This window comes from Rhodococcus sp. Ni2 (assembly GCF_021352185.1).
GTDB classification, from domain to species: Bacteria; Actinomycetota; Actinomycetes; order Mycobacteriales; family Mycobacteriaceae; genus Rhodococcus_F; species Rhodococcus_F qingshengii.
This window is the reverse complement of the sequence record NZ_WOXZ01000001.1, coordinates 1,347,019-1,363,372: the sequence shown is the minus strand read 5'-3', so window position 1 is coordinate 1,363,372 and position 16,354 is coordinate 1,347,019. Positions and strand designations below refer to the sequence as shown.

General features: G+C 62.9%; 18 protein-coding genes. 14 read left to right on the top strand and 4 right to left on the bottom strand.

Features of this window, described 5'->3' with window-relative positions:
- Positions 1–11: 11 nt before the first annotated feature.
- Together pcaG and pcaH are read right to left on the bottom strand one after the other, a co-directional pair.
- Entirely contained in the window at positions 12–653 is a 642-nt protein-coding gene (pcaG, locus tag GN300_RS06530; protein WP_063315727.1) for a protocatechuate 3,4-dioxygenase subunit alpha, read from the bottom strand.
- On the bottom strand, positions 646–1,365 hold the full coding sequence (gene pcaH / locus GN300_RS06525) for a protocatechuate 3,4-dioxygenase subunit beta (RefSeq protein ID WP_007730015.1): 720 nt from the start codon (positions 1,363–1,365) through the stop codon (positions 646–648). Before pcaH ends, pcaG begins: the two co-directional genes overlap by 8 nt.
- Positions 1,366–1,536: 171 nt before the next feature.
- Between pcaH and GN300_RS06520 the strand changes: the two genes are divergently transcribed.
- Both GN300_RS06520 and GN300_RS06515 read left to right on the top strand, forming a co-directional pair.
- Positions 1,537–2,283: a CoA transferase subunit A gene (locus GN300_RS06520; protein WP_030536554.1), complete on the top strand. Its 747-nt coding sequence runs from the start codon at positions 1,537–1,539 to the stop codon at positions 2,281–2,283.
- Positions 2,280–2,927, top strand: coding sequence for a CoA transferase subunit B (locus GN300_RS06515; RefSeq protein ID WP_007730017.1), 648 nt, complete (start codon positions 2,280–2,282; stop codon positions 2,925–2,927). Before GN300_RS06520 ends, GN300_RS06515 begins: the two co-directional genes overlap by 4 nt.
- 63 nt (positions 2,928–2,990) lie before the next feature.
- Here GN300_RS06515 and GN300_RS06510 read toward each other — a convergent pair whose 3' ends face one another.
- Positions 2,991–3,869, bottom strand: a complete 879-nt coding sequence (locus tag GN300_RS06510) for an AraC family transcriptional regulator (RefSeq protein ID WP_063315728.1) — start codon at positions 3,867–3,869, stop codon at positions 2,991–2,993.
- 154 nt (positions 3,870–4,023) lie between these two features.
- Between GN300_RS06510 and GN300_RS06505 the strand changes: the two genes are divergently transcribed.
- From GN300_RS06505 to GN300_RS06490, 4 genes are all read left to right on the top strand, one after another.
- On the top strand, positions 4,024–4,596 hold the full coding sequence (locus GN300_RS06505) for a peroxidase-related enzyme (RefSeq protein WP_003940498.1): 573 nt from the start codon (positions 4,024–4,026) through the stop codon (positions 4,594–4,596).
- A 133-nt stretch (positions 4,597–4,729) separates the two neighbouring features.
- The gene (locus tag GN300_RS06500; protein WP_063315729.1) at positions 4,730–6,427 is read left to right on the top strand and encodes a hypothetical protein; all 1,698 of its coding nucleotides are present in this window, start codon (positions 4,730–4,732) and stop codon (positions 6,425–6,427) included.
- Positions 6,399–7,016: a sortase domain-bontaining protein gene (locus GN300_RS06495; RefSeq protein WP_030536558.1), complete on the top strand. Its 618-nt coding sequence runs from the start codon at positions 6,399–6,401 to the stop codon at positions 7,014–7,016. Before GN300_RS06500 ends, GN300_RS06495 begins: the two co-directional genes overlap by 29 nt.
- Before the next feature lie 26 nt (positions 7,017–7,042).
- Positions 7,043–8,125: a M20/M25/M40 family metallo-hydrolase gene (locus GN300_RS06490; protein ID WP_030536559.1), complete on the top strand. Its 1,083-nt coding sequence runs from the start codon at positions 7,043–7,045 to the stop codon at positions 8,123–8,125.
- On the opposite strand, the gene GN300_RS06485 is transcribed toward GN300_RS06490, so the two are convergent.
- A complete protein-coding gene (locus GN300_RS06485) occupies positions 8,086–9,111 on the bottom strand; it encodes a LacI family DNA-binding transcriptional regulator (protein ID WP_042446970.1) in 1,026 nt (341 codons plus the stop codon). The two genes, GN300_RS06490 and GN300_RS06485, sit on opposite strands and share 40 nt — an antisense overlap.
- Positions 9,112–9,345: 234 nt before the next feature.
- Here GN300_RS06485 and GN300_RS06480 point away from each other — a divergent pair, with 234 nt between their 5' ends.
- From GN300_RS06480 to GN300_RS06445, 8 genes are read left to right on the top strand one after another with little or no spacing between them, the layout of a single operon-like run.
- Positions 9,346–10,188, top strand: coding sequence for a BtpA/SgcQ family protein (locus GN300_RS06480; RefSeq protein WP_003940276.1), 843 nt, complete (start codon positions 9,346–9,348; stop codon positions 10,186–10,188).
- A gap of 2 nt (positions 10,189–10,190) precedes the next feature.
- Entirely contained in the window at positions 10,191–11,090 is a 900-nt protein-coding gene (locus GN300_RS06475) for a PfkB family carbohydrate kinase (protein WP_042924967.1), read from the top strand.
- Entirely contained in the window at positions 11,087–12,094 is a 1,008-nt protein-coding gene (locus GN300_RS06470; protein ID WP_019745494.1) for a substrate-binding domain-containing protein, read from the top strand. Before GN300_RS06475 ends, GN300_RS06470 begins: the two co-directional genes overlap by 4 nt.
- A 2-nt stretch (positions 12,095–12,096) precedes the next feature.
- On the top strand, positions 12,097–12,867 hold the full coding sequence (locus GN300_RS06465) for an ATP-binding cassette domain-containing protein (RefSeq protein ID WP_003939830.1): 771 nt from the start codon (positions 12,097–12,099) through the stop codon (positions 12,865–12,867).
- Positions 12,864–13,907 (top strand): ABC transporter permease, encoded by a 1,044-nt coding sequence (locus GN300_RS06460; protein ID WP_003939698.1) that lies wholly within the window; start codon positions 12,864–12,866, stop codon positions 13,905–13,907. Before GN300_RS06465 ends, GN300_RS06460 begins: the two co-directional genes overlap by 4 nt.
- Positions 13,862–14,953, top strand: coding sequence for a phosphotriesterase (locus GN300_RS06455; RefSeq protein ID WP_233405578.1), 1,092 nt, complete (start codon positions 13,862–13,864; stop codon positions 14,951–14,953). The genes GN300_RS06460 and GN300_RS06455 overlap by 46 nt, the downstream gene beginning before the upstream one ends.
- The gene (locus GN300_RS06450) at positions 14,946–15,698 is read left to right on the top strand and encodes a glutamine amidotransferase (protein ID WP_003939869.1); all 753 of its coding nucleotides are present in this window, start codon (positions 14,946–14,948) and stop codon (positions 15,696–15,698) included. The genes GN300_RS06455 and GN300_RS06450 overlap by 8 nt, the downstream gene beginning before the upstream one ends.
- Positions 15,695–16,321, top strand: coding sequence for a TenA family protein (locus GN300_RS06445; protein ID WP_063315730.1), 627 nt, complete (start codon positions 15,695–15,697; stop codon positions 16,319–16,321). The genes GN300_RS06450 and GN300_RS06445 overlap by 4 nt, the downstream gene beginning before the upstream one ends.
- Positions 16,322–16,354: the final 33 nt, after the last annotated feature.

Genomic DNA, 16,354 nt, shown 5'->3' with positions numbered 1-16,354 from the left:
GTGTACTCCTCTTACAGCTCGAAGAAGGGCGTCTCGACGCCGTTCGCGTCCTCGTCCTGAACATAGACCGTCCAGGAGTACCCACCGTCGACCTTGGTTGCAACCAGCTTCGCGCGTTCGGTTTCGCTCAGTGAGGACAGCACCGGATCTGTTGCGTGTGCGTCGGCGTCTTCGGGGAAGTACAAGCGGGTGACCAGGCGGTCGAGCATGCCGCGAGCGAAGACCGACACGTTCACGTGTGGGGCCTCGTCCGCATCCGTTTCAGTGGGCTGCGCACCGGGCTTGACAGTGTGGACCAATGCAGTGCCCGTGGGATCCGCTGCGCTGCGGGCGAATCCGCGAAAACCAGCCGGAGTGAGCTCCACTGCGCCACGGGGATCGTCCGGATGGTTGAAGCGTCCGAGCGTATCGGCCTGCCATGTTTCGATCATCGCGTCCGCGACGGGTGTGCGGGCGCCGTCGATCACCGTGATGGCCAGCGTGATTCGTCCGGGGGTATCGCTCGGGGCAGCGTCGGGGCCGTCCGTCCAGAGGAGGCCGATGTGCCAGTACGGCCCGACGGTCTGAGAGGGCGTGACACCGAAGGGGGCAGTGGTGAAGTCGCCGGGGACGACCGGATAAGTGGGTGCGGGCTTCGCGGTGTGATCAGTCATCGTGGTCTTCCTCGTTCTCGAATACGGAGGCATTACGGCCGCGCAGGACGATGTCGAAGCGGAACCCGAGAGCCCAGTTGGGGACCGTGGCGTCGTAGTCGAAGACGCTGACCATGCGGTGACGTGCTGCTTCGGGTACCGCGTTGTAGATCGGGTCCTGGAAGAACATCGGATCGTCGGGGAAGTACATCTGCGTCACGAGGCGCTGCGTGAATGCCGTGCCGAACAGCGAGAAATGGATGTGTGCCGGTCGCCAGGCGTTGTCGTGGTTCATCCACGGGTAGGCGCCCGGCTTGATCGTGGTGAAGCTGTAGTGGCCGTTCGCGTCGGTGACGCAGCGACCCAGGCCGTTGAAGAACGGATCCAGCGGCGCGGGCCAGTTGTCGCCGGTGTGGCGGTAGCGTCCACCGGCGTTGGCCTGCCACACCTCGAGCAGTGTGTGGGGGACGGGTTTTCCGTCGCCGTCGAGTACGCGGCCGTGAACGACGATGCGCTGTCCCTGTGCTTCGCCGCCGTTGGCAATGGTCAGGTCGTTTTCGCCGGCGCCGACGCGATCTTCGCCGAATACCGGCCCGGTGAGCTCCGTGAGCCGCTGGGGGAGCAGCTTCAGCGGCTGCTTCGGGTGGCGAAGGGAAGTCGTCTTGTAGTCCGCGAAATCGGCCGGGGCGTTGACGCCAGTCGGCCGCTGGTACCTCGGCGGTAGATGCAGCATAGGGAACCTCGTCGTTCGGTTACGTGAAGTTGTTCGCAATGTGTACATGTGTTGCGCTCTGCGAACAGAATAGTTCGTAGATGTGACCCAGGCAATGCCGGGGGCGAAAAATGTTCGTTATGCGGACGGGGGTTCACAATACGTACGGGTCGCGCTACTGTGATCGACATGATGGACAAAGTCATTCCCACTGCTGCCGAGGCCGTCGCCGACGTGCCGGACGGCGTCACGATCGCTGTCGGAGGTTTCGGGCTCGTCGGAGTGCCGGAAATCCTCATCGATGCGCTCCTCGAGCAGGGCGCGACATCACTCGAAACGGTGAGCAACAACTGCGGCACCGACGGGTTCGGGCTCGGAGTGCTTCTGGAGAAGGGGCGTATCCGTCGTACTGTCAGCTCGTACGTCGGCTCCAACAAGGAGTTCGCGCGTCAGTACCTTTCCGGTGAGCTGGAAGTCGAACTCACGCCGCAGGGCACGCTCGCCGAGCGCATGCGCGCCGGGGGAGCGGGCATCCCCGCGTTCTTCACCCCGGCCGGCGTCGGCACCCAGGTCGCCGACGGCGGCCTGCCACTGCGTTACGACGGCAGCGGCGGCATCGCAGTTGCCAGTCCGCCCAAGGAAACTCGTGACTTCGACGGCGTCACCTACGTGATGGAGCGCGGCATCGTCGCCGACTATGCACTGGTCCATGCCTGGAAAGGTGACCGGCACGGCAACCTCGTCTACCGCGCGAGTACCCAGAACTTCAATCCGGCTGCAGCAACGTCGGGGCGCATCACCATTGCGCAGGTCGAGCACCTCGTAGAGCCGGGTGAGCTCGACCCCGCCGAGATCCACACGCCGGGCATTCACGTTCAGCGTGTTGTCCACGTCGGCCCCGTGACGGTCGGCATCGAGAATCGGACGGTACGAGCATGACTTCTGTACTACCCACCAAACTCACCCGCGAAGAGATGGCGGCCCGCGTCGCGCGCGAACTCGAGGACGGGCAGTACGTGAACCTCGGCATCGGTATGCCGACGCTGGTTCCGAACTACCTCCCGACCGACATCACCGTTGTATTGCACTCGGAGAACGGCGTTCTGGGCGTGGGGCCGTACCCGACCGAGGACGAACTCGATCCCGAGCTGATCAATGCGGGCAAGGAGACCATCACCGTTCTCCCCGGTGCGTCGTTCTTCGACTCCTCAGCGTCGTTCGGCATGATCCGCGGCGGCCAGGTCGACGTTGCCGTGCTCGGTGCCATGCAGGTCAGTGCCACCGGAGACCTCGCGAACTGGATGATCCCCGGCCACATGGTCAAAGGCATGGGCGGCGCGATGGATCTGGTCCACGGCGCAAAGCGCGTCATCGTGATGATGGAGCACGTCTCGAAGAAGGGTGAGCACAAGATCGTCGAGGAGTGCTCGCTTCCGCTGACCGGTAAGGGCTGCGTCCAGCGAATCATCACCGACATGGCCGTGATCGACGTGACTGACGACGGTCTCCGCCTGGTGGAGACGGCGCCGGGCATCAGCGTCGAGGACGTGGTTGCTGCTACCGGAGCGAAACTGATTCTTTGACAGTCTGTTTCATCTGATGGCTCAGCCGCCGGGTCGTGACTTCCATCCGACCTGGCGGCTGTTTTACGCCCCGACGTCGTTCAGCTCGCTCTCGACCGGAATCCAGAGCTCGAACCGTGCGACGGTGAAATCGTCGTTGTATTCGGTACGCATGATCTCGGGACCAGGTACGGAGCGAAAAGGGTTGGCAGGGAACCATTCCGTGTAGATATCTCGCCACAAATACTGCACAGATTCGATTTCCGACCCGTCGGCGGTGAAGACGGCCCACGTGTGTGCGTCGACCGTCAGCACATCGAAACCCGTGGGTGAAGGTTTGCCGGTGACCACTCCCAGGTAGTAATCCAGTTCTGTGCCTTCGGTTCTGGGATGCGCCAAATTGTCGACGACACTGACGATTCCCGCCGGGTCCTGATCGGAGAGCTCGCGCAACCCTCGCAACGCAACCTTGTCCACGGAGCGGGTGAAATCTTCGATCGCAGAATTGGGACCTTCGTGAACCAATGGAACCCGGGTCTTGAACCCGACTACCGTCAGGGCAGGTTTGTCCACAAGCATGTAGTCCATCGGTGTGGCTCCTTCCAGTGTCACGTGAATGACAAGTTTCTGTTGGGATTTGAGAACGGCGGGAGCGCGTGTGACCGCGCCGGGGCTCACGCCGTGAAATGCGGTGAACGCTCGTGTGAAGGCCTCCGCGGACGAGTAGCCGTACTTCACGGCGGTCTCCAACACTCCTGATCTGCTGACGGACAACTCGGCACCAGCCAGGGTGAGTCGACGTCGACGGATGTATTCGGATACGGGAATGCCGGCCAGGGCCGAGAACATCCTCCGAAAGTGATACTCCGAGGTGGTTGCCAGCCTTGCCATCTCGGCTGTCTCGATCTCGCCGCTCAGATTGCTTTCGATGTAGTCGAGCGCGCGGTTCAGTCCGTCGATCATCGTGTCTTCCTGTTCACGGGTTTCACGCTACGCAGATCACTTGGGCCGTACCCGACTATCCGTGCCCGAAAAAGTAGGGCAGGAAATGCATCTGGACAACTCAGTTAATCATCATTATCTTGAATCGAACATCGATGGTTGACCAGGAGGCACAGTGAGCACCCGTTTTCCGCAGGCTGAATTGACCGAGGTGCCCGAGGACATCGCCGCCAAGATTCTCGAGATCCAGGAGAAGTCGGGGTTCGTGCCCAACGTCTTCCTGATGTTCGCTCGGCGCCCAGCCGAGTTCCGGGCATTCTTCGCATACCACGACGCGATCATGCTCAAGGAAGATTCCGCACTCACCAAGGGTGATCGAGAAATGATCGTCACCACGATCTCTGCGGCCAACAAATGTACGTACTGCGTTGTCGCGCACGGCGCAATTCTGCGTATCTACGAGAAGAAGCCGTTGGTTGCCGACCAGGTTGCGGTCAACTATCGCACCGCAGAGATCTCCGATCGTCAGCGCGCGATGCTCGACTTCGCCACCAAGGTGAACTCCGCCTCACACGAAATCGCCGACGCCGACTTCGACGCCCTCCGTGTGCACGGCTTCGGCGACGAGGACGCGTGGGACATCGCCGCGATCACTGCATTCTTCGGGCTCAGCAATCGCATGGCGAGTTTCTCCGGCATGCTGCCCAATCCGGAGTTCTACCTGATGGGGCGCGTTCCGCGGTCCTGATTCCTGCGGGTAGAGCAGCAGCTCTCAATTTTTCGGACCGACCGGTCGTAACGTCTGGAAGTCGGCCGACGAAGTAAAGGCTGTCCACGCCGGAATTGCCGTCTTCGTAAAGAAGGCCGAAAGGTTGAGCGCTATGTCGGAGAAGTCCATCGCCCATTCTCGGAGGGTCCGCTCTGCGGCCGCCGGTGCCGTACTAGCTCTCGGATTGGCGGTGGGCGGCACGGGAATTGCATCGGCAGAGCCGGAAACCGTGTGTACACCGAGCGCTGATCCGCTGGTGACCTGCGCCGAGGAAGAGGCAGCTGCCACCACCGACGCCGACGCGGCGACGAGCACCGAGACCACGCCGGAGAAGGTTGAAGCCGGGGTCGCGGGCACGGGCAGTGCCGAAACCGCTGGTACGGACGCTGCAGCACTGGCGGAAGCCGAAGCAAAAGCCAAGGCAGCTGCCGACGCGGCAGCGAAGGCCGCCGAAGCAGCCGCGACGGCAGGGGTCGACTCGTCCGCAGCGACAGACACTTCGGTGAAGGCGACCGAGGCAATGACCCAGGCGAGCGTCGAGGCAACCAAGGCGGCGGTCGAATCGACCAAGGCCAAGGCGGAGGCCGGGGCCGCGGAACAGTCTGCCAAGGAAGCCGAAGAGGCGGCCAAGGTTGCGGAGTCCGCGGCGGCCGATGCCAAGGAGGTAGCAAAAACAGCTCAGGTAGAAGCCGACGCGGCCGCAGCCAAGGCTGCGGAACTCGAGGAGGCTGCGAAGGCCGCCGGTTCGGGGCCCAAGACCGAAGAGGCAGCAAAGGCGCGCGCCGAGGCTAATGCTCTGCAGGCCAAGGCCGATGAGGCGAAGGCTGCCGCGGATGCAAACGCCAAGCTGGTTGCGGACAAGAACAAGGAAGCCGAGGAAGCCTTCAAGAACTGGGATTTCGCGAAGGCAGCCGTCGCTAAGGCTCAGGCGCTGGCCGCGGCTTGGAACGCCAAGCAGCTCGCGATCACCGTCAAGGAAACTCAGAAGGTGGCCACCGCCGCTGAAACCACGGCCAAGGCAGCCGAGTCCGCAGCTGCCACCGAGGTAGAAGCTGCTACCGCCGCCCGTAAGGCCGCAGATGAAGCGGCGGCTACTGCGGCTTCCGCGCAGAAGGATGCCGACGCTGCGCAGAAGGCCGCGGAGACGGCCCAGGCCGAAGCCGATGCTGCGGGCGAGGCTGCCACCGACAAGCGAGCCATCGCCGACGAAAAGGCTGCCGAAGCCGCCAAGAAGGCCGAAGCTGCCGAAGCGGCGAGCAAGAAGGCGCAGGATCTCTACCTGGCCGCCGAAGACGCGAAGGCCGCAGCCGACGCCGCGGCAGCAAAGGCCAAGGAAGCTCAGGCCGCTGCAGCCGCCGCAAAGGCCGAAGCGGATGCAGCGCAGAAGATCGTCGACGAGCTCAAGGCAAAGGGCGAGAAGGAGATCGACAACGGAACAGGCGTCGGCGGTGAAGTGATCATCGGTGAGCACACTGACGACGGCTCCGGGGTCACGAAGGTCGACGAGACCACCGCTGTAGTGAACAAGACCGGCGTCAAGCTGGTCGGCTACTACAACAACAAGGGAGCCTTCGACGTCGTCGACTACTACGTCACCGATGCCGACGGCGATCCGGCGCTCGCCGGAAGCCTGCCCCCGGTCGACCTTGCTCTCGGTGACACCGCAAGCAGCAGCACCAGCGGTAGCAGCAACTCCAACCTGCCGGCTGTATTGATCGGCGTCGGAGTCGTGGGCGCTGCCGCCGCAGCAGCTACGACGGTGGTTGTTCGTCGCAAGCGTCATGACGGCCCGGGCAACACGTCTGCGTAGCCTCGGTCTCTCGGCGGTAGCGATCCTCGCCGTCCTCGTATCCGGATGTTCGGGCGAGAACGCGGGATCGCTACCTGACCGCTCGCCGGTGCAGTCGCATATCGCGGCTGCACCGGCTTCGGTGACCGTCGATCCGGCAGAACCCGAGAGGATCGAGTTGAGGTCTGCGTCCGGGGTCACGTACCTGAGCAGTCCGTTGCACTCGGAGAAACTGATGCGCGGCGGCGAGAGTGGGCAGCAACTGAATCCCGTCGACGAACTGCCGGTGTGGTGGGGTGAAAGCGGAATGCCGGGAACGTCGACCACACAAACAGTTGTCGTGGTCGGCCACAACTACACCACTCGCGAAGCACCATTCCGGGCGCTCCGGGTAGTGGAGCCGGGCGATCGAATTCTCCTGGGTACACCGAACGGCACACTCGAGTACGACGTCGAAACAGTCGGGCCGCTGCACAAAGGTTCGCTGCTGGGCGCTCACGAGTTGCGCGAATCGGTTCCGGGACGGCTGATCCTCGCCAATTGTGATGTCGTCGAAGGAGAGTCGACCGACGACAATTACGTTGTCATCGCCCAGCTGGCAGCGCACTGAATCCGTGGCAGTGCAAGAATAGGTACATGGATTCCCTCGGACTTCTCTCGGAACTGGTAGCTCTCGACACGGTCTCGGGGGAGTCCGCTCCTCAACAGCGGGCGATGGATTCGATTGTCTCGTTGGTTCTCTCACGTGCGCCACAGGCGAAGGTGGAGTCAGACCTGACCGGCAATCATCCCTGGGCCTTGATCACCAACGAAGCTGCACCCTCGGCAGCCAGACTCCTGTTCGCCTGCCACGTGGACACGGTGCCGGTGGGCACTGTCTCCGACTGGGAGTTCGATCCGTATGCCGCACAGGTCGACGGCGAATTGTTCCTCGGCAGAGGGACATCGGATATGAAGGCCGGCCTTGTTGCCGCTACTGCCGCGGTTGTCGACGCTTTCGAACGTGGAGTCCCGGTCGCGCTGTTGCTGACGAGCGACGAGGAAATCGGATCGCTCGGGGCTGTTCGTTCGGCCGACGCCGTTGCGAATCTCGAGGTCGGGGCCGTCATCGTTCCCGAGGCGACCGGCAATCGCATCAACCTGGGGCACCGCGGCGCACTGTGGCTCGAAGTGTCCGTCAAAGGAAAAGCCGCGCACGGGAGTACGCCGCAGCGAGGAACTAACGCCGTCCTCAAACTGCTTGACGTCGTCGACCGAGCCCGGCGTGAGCTTCCGCTGTCGTCCGACGCGTTTCTGGGTGCCGAAACCTGGAACCTCGGCTTGGTCGGCGGGGGTTCGGCTCCGAACATCGTGCCGGACAGTGCACGTGCGGTGATCGATCACCGCACGGTGGGAGACGGCGCCGACCTGCTCGCGTGGTGGCGAGCCCAACCAGAAGTCGACTCGGTGGAGACGTCGATTCATCTGGGAGGTGTGCGTACCGACGCGTCGGACCCGTGGTTGGCCACCCTGCCTATCCCTGTTGCAACCGAACCGGTTTCGTACTTCACCGACGCTTCGGTACTGGCCGCCGCCGCCCCTGGTGCTCCCGTCGTGATCTGGGGCCCTGGCACTCCCTCGCTGATGCATGCGGCCAACGAAAGCGTCAAGGTCTCCGAACTGGACGATGCGATCGCTGCTTACGGTGCGGTTGCCGCCGCTTGGCCGACGGTGGACTGACGGACAATCAGTTCAGGAGCAAGCGCGATGTGGGCTGTCGACTCGGAAGAGTTGTTCATCGCCTGATCCAGAAGTCGCACAGCTTCTTCCGCGATTCTTTCCTGCGGCTGCCCGACGGTGGTCAACGGCGGGTTGCACAATTCGGAGAACGGGATGTTGTCGAAACCGGTGACCAGAACGTCGCCGGGAACGTCGATGCCCAATGCGTGACAGGTCTGCAACACGCCGAGTGCGATCAAGTCGTCGGCGCAGACCAGGGCGTCGGGGCGAGTTTTGCCGGTCAGGATGATGTTGGATGCCGTGCGCCCCCACTCGATCGAGTACTCGCCGAGTTGTGTCCACTCGTCACGAGTTTCGATGCCCATTCGATCCGCGTGGCGGAAGAAGCCGGCCCGGCGAAGTTCTGTTGACGAATTGGTCAGCTCGGAACTGATGAAGGCGGCTGATTGCGCGCCACGCTCCGACAGATGCTCCATCACCAGGGATTGAGCGGCGTCGTCGTCGACGCCGACCCAGTCCGTCTGGGTATCCATTGCAAACCGGTCCAGTTGAACGACCGGAAGCGTTGCCGCGCTGGCTCGGACGGCTTCGGCACTCAGTTCGCCGTGGCACGGGCTGATGATGATTCCGTCCACTTGCCGGGAGACGAGCGACTTGAGTCGCTGCGCTTCCACGTCGGGATCGGAACGAGAATCGCACAGGAACAGTTGTAGGCCGCGCCGAGCGAGGACGTGTTCGACGTTGACCACCAGCGAAGTGAAGAAGGGGTTCGCGATACTCGGAACCACCATTCCGACAGTGTCCGTCCGATTACGACGCAGTGAGCTGGCGATGATGTTTCCCGAGTATCCGAGAGAATCCGCGGCTCGTTTGATCGTCGCTGCAAGCTCGTCCGAGACAGGGCGGGAGCCGGACAGTGCCCGCGACACGGTGGCCGTCGAGACCCCGGCCAGTTCCGCGACATCGCGAATGGTCGCCTTGCGCATGCGTCCCCCGTTTTCTGCTCGATTCGGGTCCGAGGTTATCGAACCGCACGGTCCAGTGTCCCGCATGTAACGCGATTGAGGCAATCGTTTACAAATTCGAATTGTGAAATCCTTGACACAACCCGGTGTTGATCGCATAACCTGCTAATTCATCAAGGCAATCGATTACATCGTGTGCAGATCTTGTGCATGGACATACAGCGCAAATCTTGCGCATGGAATGGGGTAGCTGAAGTGACCGCATCACCGCTCGGAGTCTTTCCGCCCAAGCCCTCGGCGCTGGCAGAGATGTTCACCGGCACGCCATCTCTCATCGGGGCCATTCACCTCCCGGCCCTGCCGGGCAGCCCGCACTACACCGGGCAGCCGGTTTCGGAAATTGCTCGCTTCGCCGTCGAGGAAGCACACGCGTATGTCGACAACGGTTTCGACGGTGTGATCGTCGAAAATCACTGGGACATACCGTTCCTCAAGCCCGGCGAACACGGATACGAAACCGCCGCCAGCATGGGAGTCATCACGGCAGCGGTGGTCGGCGAGTTCGGCAAGGCCGTCGGCGTCAGCATCCTGTCCAACGCCGGCGAGTGCGGAGTGGCCGCAGCGTGGGCGGCAGGCGCGAGTTTTGTGCGCGTCAATCAGTGGGCCAATGCCTACATTGCCAATGAGGGCTTCATCGAGGGCCAGGCCGCCAAGACGACGCGCTTCCGCCATCGCATCGGCGCCGACCCGGTCCGGATCTTCGCTGACGTGCACGTCAAACACGGTGCGCATGCCATTGTCGCGGACCGCACTGTCGCGGAACAGACCGAAGACGCCGAGTTCTTCGACGCAGATGTTCTGATCGCGACGGGTTCGCGCACCGGTGACGCCGCTTCGGTCGACGAGGTTTCCGTGATCCGAGACAACACCGTTCTTCCGGTGATCATCGGCTCCGGCATCACGGCTGCCAATGTCGCAGCGCTGATGAAGGAATGCGACGGCGCGATAGTTGCATCCTCGGTGAAGGACAATGGACGCTGGTGGGGACGGGTCGCAGGCGAGAAGGTCCGCGAACTGTCCCGGGCCGCAGGAAAGTAACCATGATTGTCTTTTGTGGATACGCCAACAACGATGTGACGGTACATGTCCCACACGTACCGGTACTCGGTGAGCGCGTTCAGGCAACGGCCATCAGTCAGATCGACGGTGGAATGAATGCAAATGCTGCGGTATCCGCGGCCAGAATGGGCGCGCAAGTGATCTTTGCCGGTGCCGTGGGCCCGGACGCGCGGTCCACCGAGTTTCTCGAATCCCTCGAGGCAGATGGCGTCGACACCAGTTGGTCGCCGCGAGATGCGTTCCTGTCGACGGCAGTTGTTCTCATCGCGCAGGACGGCGATCGCTCCATCATCAGCCAGGACGACCCGAACGATGCCGAACGCATCGGAGTTGTCGTCACCCGATTGGCCGCTGCCGGCGGTGGACGACTGTTCCTCGACGGATACCGTGCGGTCTTCCTCCCGGATGAATTACCGGGAAGCGTAAGTCTGGTAATCGATCTGGACGGTTGTGAAAACAAGGCCGCGGCACTGCGCGCGTTCGCTCTGGCCGACCACGTCGTCGTAGGGCGTGCCCTGTGGGAAGGCGAGTTCGGGATCGGTTTCGACCAGTGGCAGACTCTGGCCGCCGAGCACCACACCCACCTGCTGGTGACCGACGGCTCGCGAGGTTGGACACTGGCCACACCGGACGGCGAGGTGACGAGCGAACCGGCAGTAGTGGTCGACGTCGTCGATGCAGTCGGGGCCGGTGATTGCTTCGGCGGTACGTACATCGCTTTTGTCGACGCCGGGCGCTCACCGGTGGACGCCGCACGACTCGCCGGGGCATCGGCTGCATTGGCTTGCGCCACCGCAGGCCCCCGCGGATGCCCCACCCGAGATGAATTGGACAGCTTCACAGCAACATTGACCCCTCACACCCTTTTGGAGACTCGATGATGAAACGTGCATTGCCTCTGGCGCTGGGAGCTGCAGTCGCGCTCACGCTCACCGCTTGTGACTCGGCTTCGTCGAGTGACTCGAAGGACGCATCGGGGGGCTCGTCCATCCCGCAGCCGACCCGGGTCGCCGAAAGCTGTGACGGGACGAACGGCAAGCTCAAGGTCGGTCTGGTGACCATCAACCTCCAGGCGCTGTACTTCAACCAGATCAACAATGCCGCGAAGAACGTCGCGGACAAGGCAGGCGTCGACCTGCAGATCATCAGCGGCAACGACGATTCCGTCGCGCAGGCCAACGCCTTCGACAATCTGATCGCCGCCGGAGTCGACGCGATCATCGTCGATGCAATCGACACGGACGGAATCAAGCCGTCGGTGGTCAAGGCCAAGAACGCGGGCATCCCCGTCGTCGCGGTCGACGCGACCATCGACGATCCGGCACTGTCGACTCAGGTCGGTACGGCCAACGCCGAGGGTGGCGCCAAGATCGGAAACACCTTGGCCGACGTCGCGAACAACACCGGAACGGTCGGTATCGTCGGCGCGCTCAACAGTACTGTCCAGTTGGAGCGGCAGAAGGGCTTCACGGAGACCGTGACCGGCCGCGGAATGACCGTCGGCACCGTCGTGGACGGACGTAACATTCAGGAGAACGCACAGACCGCAGCGGAGAACCTGCTGACCGGCGGTGGCGACATGAAGTACGTCTACGCAACCGGTGAGCCGGCACTGATCGGTCTCGTCGCGGCGGTCAACAGTCAGAAGGCGCAGGATCGCATCGAAGCAGTCGGTTGGGATCTTTCGGATCAGGCGGTAGGCGGACTCAAAGCCGGTTGGCTTAAAGGCGTGGTCCAGCAGAACACCTTCGAATTCGGCCATGAGGCAATGAATTCGGCAATCGACCTGGCTTGCGGACGCGGCGCTCCGGCAAACATCCCGGTTCCCACCCAGATCGTGACCCCGGAGAACGTGGCCGACTACATGTACTACTTGGAGAAGTAATCATGGCACCTCCACTGATCGAACTCTCGGGCATCACCAAGTCGTACGGACCGGTGAAGTCCCTTCAAGGAGTGGACCTTCGGCTGGCGAAGGGTGAAGTACTCGGAGTGGTCGGCGACAACGGCGCCGGTAAGTCCACTCTGATGAAGATTCTCGCCGGTGCGGTTCAGCACGACGGCGGCGAAATGCGCGTCAACGGTGAACCAGTGCGCTTTTCGACGCCTCTCGACGCCCAGCAGAAAAAGATCGGAATCGTCTACCAGGATCTGGCTCTGTGCGACACGCTGGACGTCGCCAGCAACCTGTTCCTCGGCAGAGAACCGCGAAAAGGCCCCTTCCTCGACCGGCATGCCATGCACGAGAAGGCGGCTCACATTCTTGCCGACCTGCATGTCAAGGTGAAGTCGACCTACCAGGAGATCGGGCAACTGTCCGGCGGACAGCGGCAAACCGTCGCGATCGCCCGCGCAGTCTCCTTCCGCCCAGACGTACTGATCCTCGACGAGCCCACCGCAGCGCTTGCCGTCGCCGAGGTCGAGTCGGTGCTCAAGCTGATCACGGACGTCGCAGCGGCCGGCGTGGGCGTCATTCTCGTGACACACCGCCTGCAGGACCTGTTCCGCGTGTGTGACCGAATCACGGTCATGTACGAGGGGCAGAGTGTCGACGACGTTCCGATCGGCGACCTCAACATCGAGTCCCTCGTCGGACTCATCACTCGAACTCCGGTGCCGCAACGGACATCGGCAGCAACACAGGGAGCCACGGCATGACCACTCTCGAGAAGACCCAGGCGCCGATCGAGCGCAAGCTCGCCGCGAAACCCTCCTTGTGGGACAGCGTCAACAAGCCCACCCTCGCGATGCTGGCGGTGACAGTTGCTGTCGCAGCCGTCTTCTCGGCGACCACGTCGTCGTTCCTGACATTCACGAACCTGTCGAACCTGGCAACCCAGATCGCTCCGGTTCTGATCATCGCGGTGGCGATGACTTTCGTGATCACGGCAGGTCAGATCGACCTGTCCGTCGGTGCGATCGTCGCGTTCGTCGCGGCGATGAGTGCCGAGCTTATCCAGGCCGGCGTCGATTCGTCCCTGGTCTTCGTCGCCGCCCCGGTGATGGGCGCGGCCTGGGGCCTGGTCAACGGATGGCTCGCTGCCTATCAGGGCATTCCGCCGTTCATCGTGACTCTGGCGACGATGTCCGTCATTCGCGGTATCGCGCTGTATCGGACCGAAGGATTCTCCGTTCCGGTTCCGGCCGACACTTACTTCGCGAAGCTCGGAACTGCTGAGTTCCTCGGGTTCTCCGCCAGCGCCTGGATTGCTCTCGTCGTCGTGGTCATCGGAGCAATTGCGCTCAACCGCATGCGCTTCGGGCGCTACGTCACCGGTATCGGGTCCAACGTCGAATCCGTGCGACGGTCCGGCGTCAACACGCGTCGTGTGCTCATGATGACGCTCGTCTTCACCGGCTTGGCTGCCGGTATCGCGGGACTGCTGATCGCGGCTCGACTGGGCTCGGGTTCGGCCAACTCCGCAACGGGATTCGAGCTCACGGTGATCACCGCGGTGGTTCTCGGTGGCACCAATCTCTTCGGCGGTCGCGGCACCGTGATCGGTACCGTCATCGGCGCCGTCCTGACCGGAATCATCGCGAACGGACTGACCCTGCTCGGCGTGAGCCCGTTCCTGACGCCGATCATCACCGGTGTCGTTCTGCTACTGGCCATCTGGATCAACATGCGCGGACATACACTGAGCGCGCTGTGGCGACACCTGCAGTCCGCACCGTCGGGGCCTGCACGCTCATGAGCAAGGTTCGTACTGTCACGGGAACTGTGGACAGCTCGGAACTCGGACTGGTTCTCCCACACGAACATCTGCACAACGACGTCACCGGTGCGTACACCGAGGCCCCGGATCCGGTTGTGGCACAGCGGTTGGCCGGTCCGGTACGCGCCGAGGATGCCTGGCTTCTTCACGACAATCCGTACTACAGTCTCGACAATTGTCGAGTCGACGACGCAGCGGCCGTGGTGGAAGACCTTGTGGACTTCGCCCGCCTCGGTGGTCGGACGATCGTCGATCTGACACCGCCGGGACTGGGCCGGGCACCGGAGAAGTTGGCGGAGTTCTCGCGAAAGTCAGACGTGCGAGTGATCATGGGTTCAGGGTGGTACCTCGAGACGACCCATCCGGTCGAGGTCCACGAACTCGGTGTCGACGATCTGGCAGGTTCGCTCGTCGAGGAGTTCGATCCGGCAAAGGAATTGGCTCCGGGAGTGATCGGGGAGATCGGCGTCTCCCCGCTCTTCACTCAGAACGAGGCGAAAGCGTTGCGGGCGGCGTGCATTGCTCAGCGCGAGGTGGACGTGCCCCTGTTCGTCCACCTTCCGGGCTGGCAGCGCGTGGGACATCACGTCGTCGACATCGTGGTCGACGAGATGGGCGTCGATCCGCAAGCAGTGGTGCTGTGCCACATGGACCCGTCCGGACACGACGCCGACTACCAACGATCGCTCGCCGACCGCGGTGTCTTTCTCGAATTCGACATGATCGGGATGCCTTTCGATTTCCCCGGCGAGGGTCTTTCGCCGCATCCGGCGGAAACAGCCACTGCGGTAGCCGGATTGGTCACCTCCGGTCACGCATCACAGCTCCTGCTCAGTCACGACCTCTTCCTCAAATCAATGCTCAGAAAGCACGGCGGAAACGGATTCTCCTACGTACCACTCGCCTTCGCCGCCCGATTGGTGCGCGCAGGCGTAGATCCCCAGCAAGTGTCCGCGTTGATGCGAGACAACCCGAGGTCGCTCTTCGAGCAGGCCGCGAAAGGAAACAGAAGCAGTCATGGGTAAACGAGTACTGATCGCCGGCGAGAGCTGGATGACGACGTCGACGCACGTCAAGGGCGTCGACGAGTTCAGTGTCCATTCCTACGTCGAGGGAGTCGGCCCGCTTCGGGATGCGCTCACCTCACGTGGCCACGACGTGACACACATGCCCGCACACCTGGTGCCGACGCAGTTCCCCGGTACCGCAGAAGCGCTGTCGCAGTTCGACGTCGTCGTTCTCTCCGACATCGGAGCGAACTCGCTGCAGCTGGCTCCCGGCGTGTTCGACCAGTTCCGCGCCGGCGAGGATCGCCTTGTCGCGCTTCGTGACTGGGTGAACGCCGGCGGCTCACTGATGATGATCGGTGGTTACCTCTCGTTCTCCGGGTTCCAGGCGCGAGCAGCTTTCCGCCAGACCGCGATCGCCGAGGTACTGCCCGTGACGATGCTGGCCGAAGACGATCGCGTCGAGACACCGGCTGGGATCGTTCCCACCGTCGTCGATGCTGCTCACCCGGCTCTCGGTGGTGCCGGCGATTCCTGGCCGGCGCTCCTGGGATACAACCGCGTCGTCGCGAAGGACGGTGCCGTGGTTCCCGCCACCATCAACGGCGATCCGCTTGTCGCTGCCGGTGAATACGGCGCCGGACGGTCGATCGTCTTCACCTCGGACTGCTCGCCGCACTGGGCTCCGCCGGAGTTCTGTGAGCAGTGGCCCGGATACACCGACCTGTTCGACGGCTTGATCAGTTGGGTCGCCGGCGAATGAGTCGCTCCTCAGACCTGCTCGCGCGGCAGCAGAGTAATCTCGCTGCCGCGCGGGCGGTTCCATTCATCGAGGACACCATCGGCGGGACGTTGAGTGATGAGGGATTCCGCCGGTACCTCGTGATCGAAGAGGCATTCGTACTGACGGCCGTCAAGGTGTTGGGGTTGGTGGTCGCCGAATCCCCGACGCTCGACGACGCGCTCGACCACGTGACGTCGATGTCGAACCTGGTGGGCGAGCAGCGCGAGTATTTCGCGCAGTTGCGTTCCCGCTTCCCGTACGAGGGTGACGCAGCGGCGCTGGTCGAGGAGTCGGCCGTGCTGTCCACGCACGCCTTGACTCTCGCTCGCGAAGAGGGCAGGGCGGCGGCGCTGGTGGGCATGTACGCCGCGGAAACCCTGTATCTGTCGTGGTGCCGGGAGGCGGCGGCAGTGAAGGTAGATCGCGAACCAGCGTTGCAGGACTGGGTGGACATGCATGTCGCTCCGCCGTTCGTGTCTCAGGTGGCGGTGCTGGCGTGCGAGGTGGACGCCATGCCCGAGTCCGTCACCGACGAGGACCTGGATCGGTGGTTCTCCGGCATGCTGGTCGCAGAGATCGATTTTCACAACGTGGCGGTGTGAGGTACTGCTGTGCGCCTTTATTAACCCCCGGCG

Coding starts and splice junctions, on each gene's coding strand:
- pcaG (WP_063315727.1), bottom strand. CDS start 653: ATGACTGATCACACCGCGAAGCCCGCACCCACTTATCCGGTCGTCCCC.
- pcaH (WP_007730015.1), bottom strand. CDS start 1,365: ATGCTGCATCTACCGCCGAGGTACCAGCGGCCGACTGGCGTCAACGCC.
- GN300_RS06520 (WP_030536554.1), top strand. CDS start 1,537: ATGGACAAAGTCATTCCCACTGCTGCCGAGGCCGTCGCCGACGTGCCG.
- GN300_RS06515 (WP_007730017.1), top strand. CDS start 2,280: ATGACTTCTGTACTACCCACCAAACTCACCCGCGAAGAGATGGCGGCC.
- GN300_RS06510 (WP_063315728.1), bottom strand. CDS start 3,869: ATGATCGACGGACTGAACCGCGCGCTCGACTACATCGAAAGCAATCTG.
- GN300_RS06500 (WP_063315729.1), top strand. CDS start 4,730: ATGTCGGAGAAGTCCATCGCCCATTCTCGGAGGGTCCGCTCTGCGGCC.
- GN300_RS06495 (WP_030536558.1), top strand. CDS start 6,399: ATGACGGCCCGGGCAACACGTCTGCGTAGCCTCGGTCTCTCGGCGGTA.
- GN300_RS06490 (WP_030536559.1), top strand. CDS start 7,043: ATGGATTCCCTCGGACTTCTCTCGGAACTGGTAGCTCTCGACACGGTC.
- GN300_RS06485 (WP_042446970.1), bottom strand. CDS start 9,111: ATGCGCAAGGCGACCATTCGCGATGTCGCGGAACTGGCCGGGGTCTCG.
- GN300_RS06475 (WP_042924967.1), top strand. CDS start 10,191: ATGATTGTCTTTTGTGGATACGCCAACAACGATGTGACGGTACATGTC.
- GN300_RS06470 (WP_019745494.1), top strand. CDS start 11,087: ATGATGAAACGTGCATTGCCTCTGGCGCTGGGAGCTGCAGTCGCGCTC.
- GN300_RS06465 (WP_003939830.1), top strand. CDS start 12,097: ATGGCACCTCCACTGATCGAACTCTCGGGCATCACCAAGTCGTACGGA.
- GN300_RS06460 (WP_003939698.1), top strand. CDS start 12,864: ATGACCACTCTCGAGAAGACCCAGGCGCCGATCGAGCGCAAGCTCGCC.
- GN300_RS06450 (WP_003939869.1), top strand. CDS start 14,946: ATGGGTAAACGAGTACTGATCGCCGGCGAGAGCTGGATGACGACGTCG.
- GN300_RS06445 (WP_063315730.1), top strand. CDS start 15,695: ATGAGTCGCTCCTCAGACCTGCTCGCGCGGCAGCAGAGTAATCTCGCT.